General features: G+C 38.1%; 13 protein-coding genes. 4 read left to right on the top strand and 9 right to left on the bottom strand.

Going from position 1 to position 16,756, the window contains the following annotated elements:
- Positions 1–293 precede the first annotated feature (293 nt).
- Positions 294–1,616 carry a TIGR00341 family protein gene (locus tag ADIARSV_RS16510; RefSeq protein ID WP_016196776.1) on the top strand — a complete coding sequence of 441 codons (1,323 nt, stop codon included), beginning with the start codon at positions 294–296 and terminating at the stop codon, positions 1,614–1,616.
- Positions 1,617–1,830: 214 nt separating this feature from the next.
- Here the strand turns inward: ADIARSV_RS16510 and ADIARSV_RS16505 are convergent, their stop codons facing one another.
- From ADIARSV_RS16505 to amaB, 4 genes are all read right to left on the bottom strand, one after another.
- Positions 1,831–4,242 carry an ABC transporter permease gene (locus ADIARSV_RS16505; RefSeq protein WP_016196775.1) on the bottom strand — a complete coding sequence of 804 codons (2,412 nt, stop codon included), beginning with the start codon at positions 4,240–4,242 and terminating at the stop codon, positions 1,831–1,833.
- A gap of 238 nt (positions 4,243–4,480) precedes the next feature.
- On the bottom strand, positions 4,481–4,846 hold the full coding sequence (locus ADIARSV_RS16500) for a VOC family protein (RefSeq protein ID WP_016196774.1): 366 nt from the start codon (positions 4,844–4,846) through the stop codon (positions 4,481–4,483).
- Positions 4,847–5,362: 516 nt separating this feature from the next.
- Positions 5,363–6,250 carry a dienelactone hydrolase family protein gene (locus tag ADIARSV_RS16495; protein WP_016196773.1) on the bottom strand — a complete coding sequence of 296 codons (888 nt, stop codon included), beginning with the start codon at positions 6,248–6,250 and terminating at the stop codon, positions 5,363–5,365.
- Between the two features lie 195 nt (positions 6,251–6,445).
- Positions 6,446–7,975, bottom strand: a complete 1,530-nt coding sequence (gene amaB / locus ADIARSV_RS16490; RefSeq protein ID WP_016196772.1) for an L-piperidine-6-carboxylate dehydrogenase — start codon at positions 7,973–7,975, stop codon at positions 6,446–6,448.
- A gap of 52 nt (positions 7,976–8,027) precedes the next feature.
- Here amaB and ADIARSV_RS16485 point away from each other — a divergent pair, with 52 nt between their 5' ends.
- Positions 8,028–8,504: an Lrp/AsnC family transcriptional regulator gene (locus ADIARSV_RS16485; RefSeq protein ID WP_016196771.1), complete on the top strand. Its 477-nt coding sequence runs from the start codon at positions 8,028–8,030 to the stop codon at positions 8,502–8,504.
- On the opposite strand, the gene ADIARSV_RS16480 is transcribed toward ADIARSV_RS16485, so the two are convergent.
- A complete protein-coding gene (locus tag ADIARSV_RS16480) occupies positions 8,501–9,700 on the bottom strand; it encodes a saccharopine dehydrogenase C-terminal domain-containing protein (protein WP_016196770.1) in 1,200 nt (399 codons plus the stop codon). The two genes, ADIARSV_RS16485 and ADIARSV_RS16480, sit on opposite strands and share 4 nt — an antisense overlap.
- Before the next feature lies 1 nt (position 9,701).
- The gene (locus tag ADIARSV_RS16475) at positions 9,702–10,529 is read right to left on the bottom strand and encodes a DUF1338 domain-containing protein (protein ID WP_016196769.1); all 828 of its coding nucleotides are present in this window, start codon (positions 10,527–10,529) and stop codon (positions 9,702–9,704) included.
- 163 nt (positions 10,530–10,692) lie between these two features.
- Between ADIARSV_RS16475 and ADIARSV_RS16470 the strand changes: the two genes are divergently transcribed.
- Both ADIARSV_RS16470 and ADIARSV_RS16465 read left to right on the top strand, forming a co-directional pair.
- Positions 10,693–13,632, top strand: coding sequence for an FAD-binding and (Fe-S)-binding domain-containing protein (locus tag ADIARSV_RS16470; RefSeq protein ID WP_016196768.1), 2,940 nt, complete (start codon positions 10,693–10,695; stop codon positions 13,630–13,632).
- Between the two features lie 365 nt (positions 13,633–13,997).
- Positions 13,998–15,290 (top strand): NosD domain-containing protein, encoded by a 1,293-nt coding sequence (locus ADIARSV_RS16465; RefSeq protein ID WP_040300440.1) that lies wholly within the window; start codon positions 13,998–14,000, stop codon positions 15,288–15,290.
- 11 nt (positions 15,291–15,301) lie between these two features.
- Here ADIARSV_RS16465 and ADIARSV_RS16460 read toward each other — a convergent pair whose 3' ends face one another.
- The 3 genes from ADIARSV_RS16460 to ADIARSV_RS16450 form a co-directional block, all read right to left on the bottom strand.
- Positions 15,302–15,811, bottom strand: coding sequence for a D-glycero-alpha-D-manno-heptose-1,7-bisphosphate 7-phosphatase (locus ADIARSV_RS16460; RefSeq protein WP_016196766.1), 510 nt, complete (start codon positions 15,809–15,811; stop codon positions 15,302–15,304).
- A 1-nt stretch (position 15,812) separates the two neighbouring features.
- Positions 15,813–16,529 (bottom strand): nucleotidyltransferase family protein, encoded by a 717-nt coding sequence (locus tag ADIARSV_RS16455; RefSeq protein WP_016196765.1) that lies wholly within the window; start codon positions 16,527–16,529, stop codon positions 15,813–15,815.
- 13 nt (positions 16,530–16,542) lie between these two features.
- The coding region (locus tag ADIARSV_RS16450; protein ID WP_040300439.1) for a hypothetical protein at positions 16,543–16,756 on the bottom strand (214 nt) is incomplete at its 5' end.

Here is a 16,756-nt window from a genome sequence, read left to right as displayed (position 1 = left end):
GTCTTACTACAAAGGTGGTAATATTAAAAATGTATTTAGCAGATATTTAATAAAATTTGAATTCATCTCAAAACTACATAATAATTACGCTTTCATTGCTTTAGGGCCGATCGTCTACATACCACAATCGTACTATTTTTGCGGAGCAATTCTTCCTAGCAGAATTATTTTGGCGAAATACTCATAAAGTAACCCACCAAATTAGCACTGTTTATAGATGATAAAGTCGATTCTACATTTTATTTCAGGAGTCAACAATAGGAAAGTTGGCGAGATAATTGTAATATTATCATATGAATGAGATTTACCTTGCGCTGAAGAATTTTATCTTCTATCGTTTCAGTCTTCATGAAGATAATGCTGAAGAAACAGAAACAATCGAATCCATAAAGAAAAATGTAGAATTTAAAGGTGCCAGTTTATGGACATTGATATTCGCAATTTTTATTGCTTCCATAGGTCTGAATGTAAATTCTACGGCAGTTATCATTGGAGCTATGCTAATCTCGCCATTGATGGGGCCAATTATGGGTGTTGGTCTTGGGATTGGAATAAATGACTTTGAATTAGTAAAAAAAGGAGTTAGGAATCTCGTAATTGCTACAATAATTAGTGTGGCCGCTTCCACCCTGTATTTTTGGATCACTCCATTACATGATTCCTCGTCAGAGCTACTTTCTCGAACATCTCCCTCGATTTGGGACGTATTTATAGCTGGTTTTGGTGGACTAGCAGGGATCATCGCTGCAACCAGAAAGCATAAAACCAATGCAATACCTGGAGTAGCAATTGCTACAGCATTAATGCCTCCGCTATGTACAGCTGGCTTCGGTCTGGCATCGGGAAATATTTACTTCTTTTTGGGTGCTATTTATCTCTATTTTATCAATAGTATTTTTATTTGTGTGGCTACTTTCCTGATTGTGCGTTACCTTAAGTTTCATAAAAAAGATTTTGGAGATAAGCAATATGAAAGAAAGGTACATCGCTATATCTTAATTATTGTTTTGGTTACAGCAGCACCAAGCGTATACCTAGCTTACAGAATTGTAGACAAAAGCATCTTTGAGAACAATGCCAACGCTTTTATTCAACATGAGCTAAATTATAAGAACACACAGGTGATTTCTAAAATTTATAAATACAGCAGAAAAGGAAATGAAATTGACTTATTGTTGCTGGGTGATGAATTAATACCACGGGAAATTGACACCCTGCAAAAGAAAATGTTTGCATATAAATTGGAAAACACAAAACTCATTATCAGGCAGGGCTTAAACGCTAAAAACAAATTGGATATTTCTCAAATTAAAGCAAGTATATTAGAGGCTGTTTATCAGGGAGATTCGACCAGCAAAAAATCAAATTCGTTCGATGGAATTTCACGTCCTATACCTGAAATTGATGGTGAGCTGAACGCCCTATACCCCGAATTGCGTACTTATACTATAAATAATGTTGAAGTAAAACATTTGGCAACCACCCGTGTCGATACAGTAACCATGGCAGTTTTTAATTTTTCTTCATCTGTTTCGGCAAAAGAAAAAATGCGGTTACAAGTATGGCTTAAAAACAGGTTGAAATCGGATTCATTGCAACTGTTAATTACGCCTTAGTTTTTTAAGTAGTAAGGTAAGCCAACGGCTAACTGCACTAATCGCCTGTTTTGAAATTAGCACATATTTTGAGGTATATGGGCTAAAAATATACGACTGGAAAAAGTTTATACGCTACAACATAAACTACAAAAGCGTTTGGTTAAAAGGAAGTAATAGGTCTGCTATAAAAAATAATGCGTTTAAAAATCTTAGAGAGAACTTTAAATTTATCTTATTCATTTTTAAGTGATCGAACAGGATTAGTCAAGGCAGCTCGAACAGTTTGCCAGCTAATCGTTACTAAGGCAATTAAGAGTGCGAGAGCGGCTGTAAAGATAAATATCCCTGGACTTATACTTACCCTGTAGGCGAAATCTTTCAGCCATTGATTCATTACCAATACACAAAGCGGTATGGCGATGACAATAGCAATTAATACCAAAAGCATGAAATCCTTACCAATGAGAACAACAATATCATAAACAGAAGCACCCAACACCTTATGAATTCCTATCTCTTTGATACGCTGCTGAGCAGTAAATGTGGCTAATCCAAACAGTCCCAAGCAGGCAATAAAGATAGCGAGACAGGAGAATAAGGATAAAAGATCTCCGAAGTGCTGATCTGATTCATATTGCTCATTGAACGATTGATCTAAAAAATGATATAAAAAAGGCCTTTGTGGTGCCACAGTTTTCCAGGTCTTTTTAATTGCTTCAATAGAAGAAGCAATATGACCAGCCTTAATAGCTACTACAATACGATTAAGAGAATTTGGCATTCCATATCTTAAGGTCAGAGGTTCTACTGCTGTGTGTAAAGACCGGAAATTAAAATCCTTCACCACGCCTATAATCTTACCCTCCCTGCCCCATTGCGCAAACTTTTTACCTATGGCATCCGCAGGATGACGATAGCCATACAATTTTGCAGCAGCTTCGTTAATAACCATCGCCTGGGTACTATCTGTAAGATATTCGCGCGAAAAATTTCTCCCTGCCACAAGCGGAATTTGAAGGCATGGAATAAAATCAAAATCGATTTCATAAATAAGTGGACCATTATTTTCCATTTGGCCATCGGGCCTCTGACTATCTGTACCCGCATTAGGTAAAAATTCGCCTGGAACTGCACGGGAAGCAGCGACCGACAAAACACCTGGCTGATCAGCAATCGTCTTCTTTATACTTTCAATATTTTTTCGCACTTGGGCATCACCTTCAAAATTCAAAACAAGCATTTGATCTTTTGTAAAACCAAGATCATGATTATTAAGGAACTTTAACTCTGTATATACAATTGCAGTTCCGGCAATTAAAGTGATGGAAAGCGTAAACTGAAATATGACCAATGCTTTTCGCAACGATATATTACGGTGCGAAGGCCTGAATACGCCTTTCAAAACCTCTGTAGGCTTAAAGCGTGATAGAAACCAAGCGGGATAAACACCTGCCAGAATCCCTGTTGTTAAAGTAAGAATGAACATCCATAAGGCTAATTGACCACTAAAGAACACTTTAGGATCAACTTCTTTTCCAGACAAAGCACTAACTAAAGGTAAGCTCAGTTTAGTTAATACAACGGCCAGAGTGGCCGCCAGCATTGAAATTAAAATAGATTCTAACAAAAACTGCCACCGCAGTGTGGAGGGTTGTACTCCTAGTGCTTTTCGCACACCTACTTCTTTGGCCCTTTCCAGTGATCTGGCTGTAGATAAATTCATAAAATTAACACAGGCAATGACTAGGATAATGACACCAATGCAGCAGAATAAATAAATATTGCTCATGCTACCTACTGGTCCGGGTTGTCGTGTAGCTTTTGAGTTAAGGTATGCGTCATCCATTCTTTCAAATGCAATGGTGTAACCCGGATCTTCACTGTTGTGTCGTTTGAGGAATGCAGGAATCTCTGCTGTCATACCTGCTATCTCTGCATGGTCTTTGAGCAAAAAATAGGTGTAAAAATCCACATATCCCCAGTACTTGAAGTCGTCTTCCCGCCAATTTCTGGCCGTGGACATAGATATCAACCCATTGAAAGTAATTTGCGAATTTGCTGGTACATCAGCAACAACGCCGGTCACTGTAAAAAGATCTTCATTATCTACCCGAAGCGTTTTACCCAGGGCATTATTATGACCAAAAAACTTTTCAGCAACAGTGTGAGTTAATACAATACTATTTGGAGCGACTAATGCCGTTTGTGGATTGCCTTCCAAAAGTTTCCAGCTGAATACTTTAAAAGCCGTGGAGTCGATACAGATCAGGTTCTCCTGCTGGATCCGTTTGTCGCCATATTCCAACAGTAAACTCACAGGGCTCATAAATTGTACCACCTCTTTTACTTGTGGGAAATCTGCTAATAAAGCTGGTCCAACTGGGGCGCAACCCCAAACCTGGTAATCCTCAGCTACGGGAGACGTAATCTTCTGTCCCTTTTCAACACTGCGAAAAGTCTGCAATACCCGATAGATACGGTCATGCCTGGTGTTATAACGATCATATGAGAGCTGATGCTGTACGTACAACGCAATAAGTACACAACAACTCATCCCTATTGTAAGTCCTATAATATTGATAAAACTATAGAACTTTCTTTTAAGGAGATTACGCCGGGCGATGAGTAAAAAGTGTCGAAACATAACAGTGATATTTAGAAATACAGGACTAAATAATATGCCACAATATATATTATTGAAAATCAATAACTTAGATATTATGATATGTTCGTTATCGTACACCTATTGTCCGTTAATGATTAAAGGATACAGTTTACAGCCGATAATTATCAATTCTATCCATAAGGAGGTTAAAGGGTGATAAAAGGAAAAAGGCTTACAGGAAAACTGTCTAAAGGCAATTGAAACATGCTGCAAATTTTTAAATTGAAAATTCACCAAAGTGCCAGAGTATGCCTGATGGGTCATGCAAAAAACATTCTCTGCCCCATTGTTCTGCCTTTACAGGAATTAACCTTACCTCTTTGTACTTGCTTGGGAGTTGTAAGGCAAGTAGTTCATTGTAAAAATCAGTGACATTTTTTACCTCCATGAAGATCATAGTATTATCTACCCACTCCCGTACATAAGCATCCTGTAGATAAAACCCCAATTGACCGCTTTTAAATAGACACATATGGGGCGTTAGAATTACTTCCTGAAAACCAAGATCCCTGTAAAAGTTCCTTGAAACATTAAATTCCTTTGCGCCAATAAAGGGACGGATTGAAAGTGCCTGGTGTTCCATAATGCTGTTTTTTTGCCTATCATTTATTATTAAAGATAGGAAACATATTGCCGTAATGCACGGTGATCAATTATTGTTTTAATACAAAAAATAAACTTAAATGCCATGATATTATAAAGACATTAAATAAATTGAATGGGGATACAAACTAGTATTATTCCGATAAAAGTCCGACTTAAACACGCTACAGTCGGACTTATACCGGAATCATACTAGTATCTTTTCGGAATCTATAAGATACAATTAGCTAAAAGCTACCCTTGTCTTATACTAAGATTACCTCATAAAAATCGGACTGTTAAACGGGTTTACATTTACAACGATAAAATTATTACGGAACTTACCTGATGTCACGCTACTTAAAACACCTCCAGATACGATCTATCAAATAGCCAATCTTTTAAAAGTTGGCAATCTTCGTCTTTCATTTTTTATGATCTTCTATCAGTAAAAATTTAAATAATAAATTGTGCTATGTAATTTTCTAGCTCAAAATCAGGATCACGGCTGTGGACCTTATTTTAAATGCTCCGTAAAAAAATCAATAGTACGTTTCCAGGCAAGTTCTGCGGCTGCCTTATCATAGCGGGGTGTTGTATCGTTATGAAACCCATGGTTTACGTTTTCATAAATAAAAGCCTGATAATTTTTGTCACTATCTTTTAATGCAGCTTCGTAAGGTGGCCATCCTGCCGTAATTCTGGTGTCAAGAGATGCATAGTGTAACATCAGGGGTGAATTGATTTTGGGTACATCGGAAATTTCGGGCTGACTGCCGTAAAAAGGTACTGCTGCTGCTAGTTCTGGAATCCGTACAGCCATCATGTTAGCTATTCCGCCACCAAAACAAAAGCCCACAACACCTACCTTGCCGTTACAGTCTTTGTGATTTTTTAGGTAATCATATGCCGCAATAAAATCTTCTTCCATTTCGCCTTTATCCCTTTTACTTTGCAAATTGCGACCCTCGTCATCATTACCAGGATAACCTCCCAAGGGAGTCAATGCATCTGGAGCAAGGGAAATAAATCCAGCCAAGGCAGCTCTTCTGGCAACATCTTCAATATAAGGGTTGAGTCCCCGATTTTCATGTACCACGATGATGCCACCAAGCTTTTTATTTTCCTTAATTGGTTTTGATAATAATCCTTTAATGGTTCCCCCACCTTTGGGAGAGGAATAATTGATGTATTCTGATTTTAACCTGGGATCGTCTGGTTTGATTTGCACCTTTCCAATGTAATCAGGCATCAGAAAACTCATTAATGCGGGTACTGTTAATCCGCCAACTGCATAAAGTGAAAGGTTTTGTACAAATGCGCGTCGGCTAAGGCGGTTATGTGCGTAGTCATCATATAGATCAAACACTTCCTGTTTGATGTCTTCTTTGTTAATTTGGCTCATCTTTATAGGCTTTAAACAAATATAAATATTCAACGCAACAGCTTACTACACAAATTGTAAAAGTCTTTGTAATAAAAACAGTCTTATACACAAAGAGCCCATAATCATGATTAAGGCTCTTTGAAATTGTGATACGGTTTTAGTAAGTCTTTTAATATTTAATCAGAGTTCGTACTTCCTAATGCTGATGAAATATTAAAAATCAAATTTAATTCCTTGTGCCAGAGGAAGTCCGGTTCCATAATTAATCGTATTGGTTTGTCTGCGCATATAAGCTTTCCATGAATCAGATCCTGATTCTCTACCTCCTCCGGAGTCTTTTTCTCCTCCGAAAGCTCCTCCTATTTCGGCTCCTGAAGTTCCGATATTCACATTAGCAATACCACAATCGGAACCTGCAGAGGAAAGAAAAAGCTCTGTTTCTCTAAGATTCAGGGAGATTATTCCGGATGAAAGTCCCTGGGATACTCCGTTTTGAATGCCAATTGCCTCAGCAAGGGTATCGTATTCCATAATATAAAGTAATGGTGCGAATGTTTCTTTTTGAACAATTGGGAAATCAGGTTTTACTTCTACAATACACGGTTTCACATAACAGCCACTTTCATATCCTGTGCCTTCCAATACTCCTCCTTCAACAGTAAATTGCGCTCCCTGCTCTTTACAATCATCCAAAGCATTTAAATAATGCTGGACTGCAGACTGATCAATCAGTGGACCCATATGTATTCCCTCTAACAATGGATTTCCTATCTTAACCTGTTTATAAGCGTTTAGTAGTTTGATTTTAAACTCTTCAAATATGGATGAGTGAATAATAAGACGACGAGTAGTGGTGCAACGCTGCCCTGCCGTTCCAATGGCTCCAAAAACTGAGGCATGGAGGGCAATAGTAAGATCTGCATTTTCGGTAATAATGATGGCATTATTACCGCCAAGTTCAAGTAAGGTTTTTCCAAGCCTTTCTCCTACTGCCACTGCTACTTTTCTTCCCATAGCAGTTGATCCGGTGGCTGAAATTAAAGGAATCCGCTTATCTTTCGCCATGGTTTCACCAAGTTCATTTGCTCCGCATATCAGGGAGCAAACTCCTTCAGGTACATTGTTTTCTTTAAGAACACGACCTGCAATTTTCTGACAGGCTACAGCTGTTAATAAAACTTTATGTGAGGGTTTCCAAACGGCAACGTCTCCGCAAACCAGTGCAAGCATCGTATTCCATGCCCATACAGCTGCAGGGAAATTAAAAGCAGTAATTACTCCTACGATTCCAAGTGGATGATATTGCTCATACATGCGATGATCCGGGCGCTCTGAATGCATCGTTAGACCATAAATTTGTCTGGATAGGCCACTTGCAAAATCACAGACATCTATCACTTCCTGCACTTCTCCTAAGCCTTCCTGAAGACTTTTACCCATTTCATATGAAATAAGAGTACCCAATTCCTGCTTGTACTTTCTGAAAGCATCAGCCATCTGTCTGATAATATCTCCCCGCTTGGGTGCTGGTAACTTACGCCATTCTGGAAATGCTTCCTCAGCTGTCTTTATAACGCTTTCATAATCCTCCGGACTGGCAATACGAACTGTACCTATTCGTTTACCATCAACTGGTGAGATTGATTCTATCTCGTTAGCAGTTAGGATCCAATCATTACCTGTAGATACACCCGGATTTAAATCTTCAAGTCCCAGAACTTTTAAAAAATCTATGTTGTTCATTGCTATAAATCTATTTTAAAATATTTATAATTACAGCTTCAATATAATGCTTATGAGTGATACCTATATTTTGGATGAAATAGATAGGAATATTCTTGAACAGTTGCAAATGGATGCTGAAAAGCCATATGTTCAAATTGCTAAATCTTTAAATATTTCTAATTCCCTGGTTCACCAGCGTGTATCCAGACTTAAACAATTCCAGATCATTGAAACCACGCAGGTTAATCTTAGCGAAAAAGGACTAGGGTACGAAAGTAGTGCATTTACAGGCATAATTTTAAAAGAAGATCCTACATCAAAACACATAATTGAGGCACTCAAAAAGATTCCTGAAATTGTAGAATGTTATTATATATCGGGCCAATATACACTGTTTTTAAAGATTGTCGCCCGGAATAATGAACATCTGCGTGAAATTCTTTATGAAAAAATAGATGCCATTCCAGGGATCCTCAGAACGGAAACTACCATAAATTTTGGAACTGTTTTCAAAAGGAACTGCCCTGTACCTGATCTGAAACATTAAACGGCGACTCGTACTACAGCATTCCGCATTTCTTTTGGCAAATACACAGCATGATCGGGGAAATACACCGCCTTCACAAAAGGCCCGTTTAGAAACTCCAGGGGATCAATATAGCTCTGTAATATGGTACCTTTGTATTTTCCGGATAAGAGCATGCGTGCACACTCTGCCATTGGTGCTGCTGTGGTTGATTGTATTGCTCTAAGTGTAGCTTTTCCAACTTTTATTGGACCTATCTTAAAAGCCTTTTCAAGAGAACGTAAACAAGAACTGCGGTCAAAGCCCTTTACTACACAGTAGATCACTACGATATCCTCTTCGATGGATGGTATTACTGATAGCATATGTCTTTCTAAAAACTGTACAGGTTCTTCATTTTCGGGTACCTGATCCAGAATGCTCTGAATCCACTTATAATGTCCAGGATACCTAAGTGTCTTGTAATCCAGCTTTTTCGCTATTCCTGAGAACACATCAGGAAGGTCTGCAGCTCCACCAGACGTGTAATCTTCTTCATAAGAAATGCCATTTATGATCAGGGTTTCGCGACCAGATAAAGATGGAACTGTTTTCTTTTTAAAGTCATCCACAATCCAGGCGTTCTTGAGATACTCGGTTGCTACTCCCACAGGGCTCCAGGTAAACCCATAAAAATGAGGGGATTCAGCATGTTCTGTTAGCGCTCCCACCTTCATGCCTATATATTCAACCTGTTCGTTTTTGTATTTGACTACAAATTTTTTGTAAAGTGATTGTGCCAGGATATTTACGAAACCAGGAGCAAGACCGCTTTGAAGTATGAAACCGGTTTCAGCATCTTTAGACAATCTTTGAAGTTGTTCCGTTTCGTTTACATATTCGGTCAGGTTTACATAATGCGTACCATACCTTTTAGCAATAGCACCCATACGTGGAGCTTCTGTGCCAGGGAGACAATCCAGGATGATGTCAGCATTTGTAAAACAGTTACTATCCTGATTTTCATAGCCAGGCAGGAACTGAAAAGCAGTAGCATGAATCTCTTTCGTATTGCCTTCATTAATCCAACCAGCCGCCTCTCCTGCTGTTAAAAGGTCTCTGTCCCCTACAAAAAGACTAATCTTAAAATCTGCATACTCAGCCAGTAAAAGCCCAACAGCCCTTCCTATTCCTCCTGCTCCGACAATAATAACCTTGTTTATTTTATGTTCTGACATACTATTGATTTTTTGAAAGAATTTTTTCCACTAGTGAGACATTTGTGCTCTCGAATATTTTATCAGCTGAAGCAGCAATAAAGCCCTGGTACAAGTTTCCATCAGCTAAAGGATAGCGTCGTGCAAACTCATAGTAACAGCTTGGTATGTTTTTGATATCCTGTCCAAAATGAACAGGAACCTGATCAGCAATTGTACTTGATTGTTCTAAAAATTGGGATGGAGTACCTTTAATTTCCCCTCCAGCGTCATTGAGTTTGAAGTTTTTAGCTTTTAAAAAGTCATTTACTTCTTCCAAACTTTTCAACGTTTTTAGTCCATTTACCAATACAGTGAAATGGTTGGCACAAAAACCAAATACATACATCCAGGAAGCGTATTCAGACTCTTTCCTTAATATTTCATAATCATGAAAGGAAATATCCCAGAGCCTTCCCTGCAGCAACAGGTTATCCTTAGTAGAAGCATGATCCGGAATTTGATCAATCACACCTGAAATGATTTCTTGAAGTTCTTCAGAGCATTTTTCGAGAAGAAGTTCACTAATAAATATTTTCGGAGCGTTTTCATCATCAGGGAATTCATAATGATGTGCCAATAGTTTTTTCTCTTTGAATTCATACTCCCCTTTTTCAACATAGCCGAGCTCAATAAATGGCTTGGCTATTACTTCTATATTAACCCTGGGATCATTAAAGGTTCTTAAAGCAATATGATCATTTAATACTTGTTCGCCTTGCTCTTCAAATATCTGATGTATGTGCTTTGCAGATGGGGTCATCTGCGTATAGTTATCCCATAATAGTTTTAACAAATTATCTTTTTCCATATGTCATATTTTTTATAAATAAAGATTATCGTAGTTATTTTTATTTAAATATAAACAATAAAAAGTTATAATTATTATTATTTGTCTTTTATTGAGTCATTTTAACATTATTATAAATAGATATATTAATTTATATACATTTACTTTATCGGTTCGACTCATTATGGTTTCAAAGACAGATAAAACTACATTAGATAAGCTAGACCAATTACGTGCGGAATTAGATGGTGAGCTGTATCTGGATCCTTTGCAACGCATTTTATATGCTACTGATGCTTCATCTTACCGGGAAATTCCCCTCGCTGTGGCAGTTCCCAAAACAGTACATGATATAAAAGCGCTCGTCCGTTTTGCTAAAAGTGAAAAGACAAGCCTTATTCCGCGTTGTGCAGGAACATCCCTTGCCGGACAGGTAGTAGGCGAAGGCATAGTCGTTGATCTTTCGAAATATTTTACTGAAATCATAGCGTTCAATCAAGAGGAAAAGTGGGTACGCGTACAACCAGGTGTGATCAGAGACGTATTAAATATTTTCCTTAAGCCATTCGGGCTTTTCTTTGCCCCTGAAACATCAACAGCAAACAGGGCAATGATCGGTGGAATGGTAGGCAATAATAGTTGTGGGGCAAATTCAATCGTTTATGGAAGTACCAGGGAACATTTACTTGAGGTTAACGCTGTACTTAGTGATGGCTCAGAGGTTGTGTTTAAGGAGCTGAACCTGGAGGCCTTCTATAAAAAATGCATAGGAACTAGTCTGGAATCGACCCTTTATCATACTACTTTATCACTGCTCGGTGATCCGGCTAACCGTTCGGAAATAGAAAAAGAATTTCCAAAGAAAAGTATCCAAAGAAGGAATAGTGGTTATGCATTAGATCTTCTGATGGATGCTACTCCTTTTTCTGAGAGAGCTGAATCATTCAATTTTTGTAAGCTGATTGCAGGATCTGAAGGGACACTTGCCTTTGTTACAGAAATAAAGCTGAATCTTGTTCCTTTGCCTGATAAATTTAAGGGGTTGTTATGTATTCACTTTAACACCGTTGAAGAGGCACTGCGAGCCAATGTCATCGCTATGAGTTACCAGCCATCTGCTTGCGAACTCATGGATCATTATATACTTGATTGTACCAGGGACAACATTGAACAAAGAAAGAATCGTTTTTTTATACTTGGTGACCCGGGAGCTATACTGATGGTTGAGTTCATAAAGGAAAAAACGGAAACTGTTGTTGAACTAGCTGGATTGCTGAAAGATGAGCTGCAAGGGGCTGGACTAGGTTATCATTATCCTCTTATTTTGGACGAAGAATGCAGCAGGATCTGGGATTTAAGAAAAGCAGGATTAGGTTTATTAAGTAATCTTCCAGGTGATGATAAAGCAGTTCCTGTAATTGAGGATACAGCGGTCGATTTGCAAGATCTGACCTCCTATATCAATGAGTTTAATGAGATCTTAAAGAAGCATGAACTTTATTCTGTGCATTATGCACATGCCGGAGCGGGAGAACTGCATCTACGACCGATCATAAATCTGAAGACTCATAATGGAAATGCGCAGTATAAGATGATCGCTGCTGAAATAGCTGAACTGGTGAAAAGGTATCGTGGCTCATTGTCCGGGGAGCATGGGGATGGAAGATTAAGGGGCGAGTTTCTGCCGTACCTGTTTGGAGAAAAGAATTACCAACTTTTTAAGACCATCAAGGATACCTGGGACCCGCAACATATTTTTAATCCGGGTAAGATTGTGGAAACTCCTCCAATGAACACCATGCTCAGGTATGAACCCGGACAGCAACAACCCGAGATAAAGACGATTTTCCGCTTTAATGGTCAGCATATTCTTCAACATGCAGAACAGTGCAATGGGTCTGGAGATTGTCGTAAACTGCAATTTTCGGGAGGAACGATGTGCCCCTCCTACATGGCAACAAGAAATGAAAAAGACACAACAAGAGGCAGGGCAAATACATTGAGGGAATTTCTTACTCATTCTGAAAAAATTAACCGCTTTGATCATAAAGAAATTTTGGAAGTAATGGATCTATGTCTGAGCTGTAAAGGCTGTAAATCAGAGTGCCCTTCCAATGTAGATCTTGCTAAATTGAAGGCTGAATTTTTACAGCACTATTATGATGCGAATGGGGCGCCCTTCCGTTCAAGAGTTATAGCAGGATTCAGTGTAATTTCAAGTATTGGAATGCTCTTTCCCGGTCTGTATAATTATTTAGCTGCTTCAAGTTTGCCTCGTGTGGCTGGATTTGCTAAAGAAAGGACACTTCCAAAACTTCATTCCTTTACGCTTAAAAGCTGGTTTAAAAAACGAGGAAAGCTTAAGAACGTAAATAAAAGGCAAGTGTATTTTTTCTTTGATGAGTTTAGCAATTACATTGATACCTCTATTGGAATTAAGGCCATCCTTTTACTTGAGCAATTGGGTTTTGATGTATTGATGCCCGAACATATTGAAAGTGGGCGTACCTGGCTCTCGAAAGGTTTTGTTCGTAAAGCAAAAAATATAGCAAACAAAAATGTACGTCAGTTGGCTGAATTAATTACGGCAGACACTCCCCTGATTGGTCTTGAGCCTTCCGCAATACTTACTTTTAGGGACGAATATCCTGATCTTGTGGATGCTGACTTATTGGATGCTGCCCGAAATTTAGCTAAAAATACGTTCTTGATTGATGAATTTATTGCGCAGGAGGCAGAAAATGGAACTATTGGTAAAGATCTTTTTATTAAAGATGCAAGAAAAGTATTGCTGCATGGGCATTGTCAGCAGAAAGCTATATCCTCACTGGCCGCTTCGGTAAGATGTCTTTCCTTACCAGAAAATTATAGTGTAGAAACGATACCATCAGGTTGTTGTGGAATGGCGGGATCATTCGGTTTGGAAAAGGAACATTATAAAATCTCCATGCAGATTGGAGAACTCGTTCTTTTGCCAGCAGTAAGGCAGACTGCTGCTGATACTTTAGTCGTAGCTACGGGAACCAGTTGCAGGCATCAGATTAAAGATGGATCCGGGCGTGATGCCTTTCATACTGTAGAAATTCTTTATGATGCTTTACTTGATAAAGGAGAGGTGAAATAAATCAGTAGATACAGGGATGCAATGTATTTGCTTTAAAAGGTAGCCGAAAATCAAGGATTTATTCTTGGGAAAGTAAAGTGGTGATACTTTTTTTGTAGACTGAATGGCAATAAAATGGTCAAATAGAATTGTAGAAAATCAGTATAAATATATTTGCAATTTATAGCGTTAAGATAATATTTAAACAGAAGATCAATATTAGCTGCAAAAATAGCGTGAGAATTGGCCTTTTCTACCGGTTGTGATTATCTGTGATTATCTGTGATTTTAGAACAACAACCAGTGTTAATTTTACGTGTTAAACAAATTAAGATTTCAAATTGACTTATAAAATTGATTATTTTTATTTTAGGTATTGCTGAATTATGATTGAAAGAATTTTTACTGGTTTATTCCTTGTTCTTGTCCTCGTTAGCTTTGAAAGTATGGGTAGTCCCATTTTAAATAGAACTGAAACGGACTCCTTAATTACTCCTAATAGAATTGAAGTAAGGCTAAGGGGGATTATTGATCAGGATCAGGAGATTCAAAGCTACATCTCTAGTGATACACATTTGTTCTTTCCAAAAGGGATCTATGTAATAAACAATTTTATTACTATCAGTAACGTGACTAATTTAAAGATTTCAGGTGAGCCTGGTACTGTTTTTACCAGTAATCAAAATAAAATAATTACCATATCTGGTGAGATCAATAATCTGCAAATTGAAGGCATTGCTTTTAAATCGACCAAGGTGAGTGCAGTTGATGATGCGGAGGGACTTATATTCATTGCTAATTATGGCGATAATGATAGGATGGATGGCTTGAAGATTCAGAATTGCAGGTTTAGTATTCCAAACTCTCAGGCAAATGGTATTAAACTCGTCAGTGAGGGGACCAATTCAAGTGCTAAAAATATATCAATAACGTATAATAAGTTTGAAAATATAGGCCGTATGGCTGTTGAGTTTCAAAATCATAACACACTGATTGCTCCACGGTTCAGTGACTTTGAGATCTCCTATAATTACTTTTATAACGTGGGTACCATACAATTGGGACCGGCACCTGCCTGTGTGTCTGTTAGCGGACATTCCTTAAATGGCAAGATTAATTATAATAAGTTTTATGATATGCATATGGAGAGCTCAAAATACATCTATTATGGGATTGAAAATGCAGGAACTATAGGTTTAGAAACGATTGGTAACTATATGCAATCCAGTACGTATGGATTTACTGGCTTATTAGCTTCGGGACCTTTAAAAAAGAGTTGGTTAATTAAGGATAATGTATTTGAACTTTCCGGTGGTAAAACAGCTGATAAAAATAAGATCAGGGGGATGGAATTATGTAATCTCGATAATTTTAGTGTAACCGGAAATACAATATCAACGGATGGCATGGCCATTATGCTGGTAAATTGCACATCGGGAAAAATTACTAATAACAAAATAAAAGTGAAATCGGGGAATGCTATATACTTAAGAGCTGGATGTACTAAAAACGTAATAACCCGCAATGATATAGATGCTAGTCTTGGAACAGACAATGGAGTGGTGCTTTTTGATGGCTCTGAAACCTCGCACAATGTGGTTTCTCTTAATAAATTACTAAAAACAGGCAGACGGCCTGGCTCCTATGTGAATGTTAACGGGGCCAATAATAATAAATAGCAGAGCAGAGGTTAACCCTGATTTATGAGGGAAGGTAGAAGTTGGACAGTAGATTCAACCCGAAAATCAGCCATCTGGCTATCATGATGGCCGACGTAAATTGTTTTTATTCCCAGGCTTCTGGCTGGTATTAAATCGCTGACAGAATCTCCTATCATCCAGGAATTGTCAAAATCAATGGAATACATTTCTTTAGCTTGAAGGAAAAGTCCCGTTTTAGGCTTTCTGCAGTTACAATTGTCTTCATCAAGATGTGGACAAACAAAGAAGTACTGAATAACAGAGCCTACTTGTTTGTTAATCTGTTCATTTATGGCCTTTAATTCAATCAGGCTTAGCATCTTCCTTCCAATACAACGTTGGTTGGTGACCACAAGAATTTGCTTAAACGCCTGATTGGCCCACAATAGGAAATCCTTTATACCTGGAAGGATTTCTATGTCAGATGGCAGGAGCACATAGGTGTCATCTAATTTCTTATTCAGGACACCATCACGGTCCAGAAACAGCGTATCTAACATCTTAAGCTATAATATTTTTAAGTAACTCCTGCGATAATGTATAATCTGAAGGAATTCCAATATCAATAAAAAGGGCTTGGTATACTTTTCCGTATGCCTGCAATCTGTGTAAGTTCCTTTCAAAGAAATCCTGCTCCATCGAGAACTTAGCGGGCATTGGTGTACCTGAAACAAGCGATTTATTCATGTAGTAAATTCCTCCATTAATAATCGTCTTTATATTAAGGTTTGCATTTTTCTCTTTAAATGCTAAGATTTGTCCATTTGAAGCACAGTTCACACTTCCGTATCTGCTCGAATGTTCGGTTTCCAAAAGTGCAAATGCTAAATCTGCTGAATTGGAGCGAGCAAATGCTTCCAGATCTGATAATGATATATCAAAAAATGTATCTCCGTTTAGAATAAATGCACTATCTCCTTCCACCTGTTCATATGCTTTAAAGATAGCACCTCCTGTACCAAGCAATTCTGTTTCAATGCTATAAGTTATTTCTAATCCATAGCGGTTCTCCGGAATTTTCAGGTATTCCTTAATGATCTCGTATTTATAACCTACTGCTAAAATGACTTTTTTAATCTTGTTGGTTGACAAAAAATACATGAGATAGCTCAAAAAGGGACGTCCGGCAACTTCTGCCATGGGTTTAGGCACGTCTTTAACCACGGATTGAAGTCTGGTTCCTAATCCTCCTGCCAGTACAATAGCTACATCAGTCATGAAGTTCTTTTATTTAGTCTTGTGTTTTCCATGTGATTACACCCTTGTCATAGAAATGAACTCTCTCTGTCCGACCGCCAAATTCGTTTAATACATTAACCAGATGATGTACAAAGCAATTTTTTACATAAAACATCATATAACCCCCACCTCCTGCACCGGAAATCTTTCCTCCCAAAGCGCCATTCTTCATTGCGGCTTCATATATTTCATCTACAATTGGGTTG

The organism is Arcticibacter svalbardensis MN12-7 (assembly GCF_000403135.1).
Classification (GTDB): Bacteria; Bacteroidota; Bacteroidia; order Sphingobacteriales; family Sphingobacteriaceae; genus Arcticibacter; species Arcticibacter svalbardensis.
This window is presented reverse-complemented; position numbering and strand designations above follow the sequence as displayed.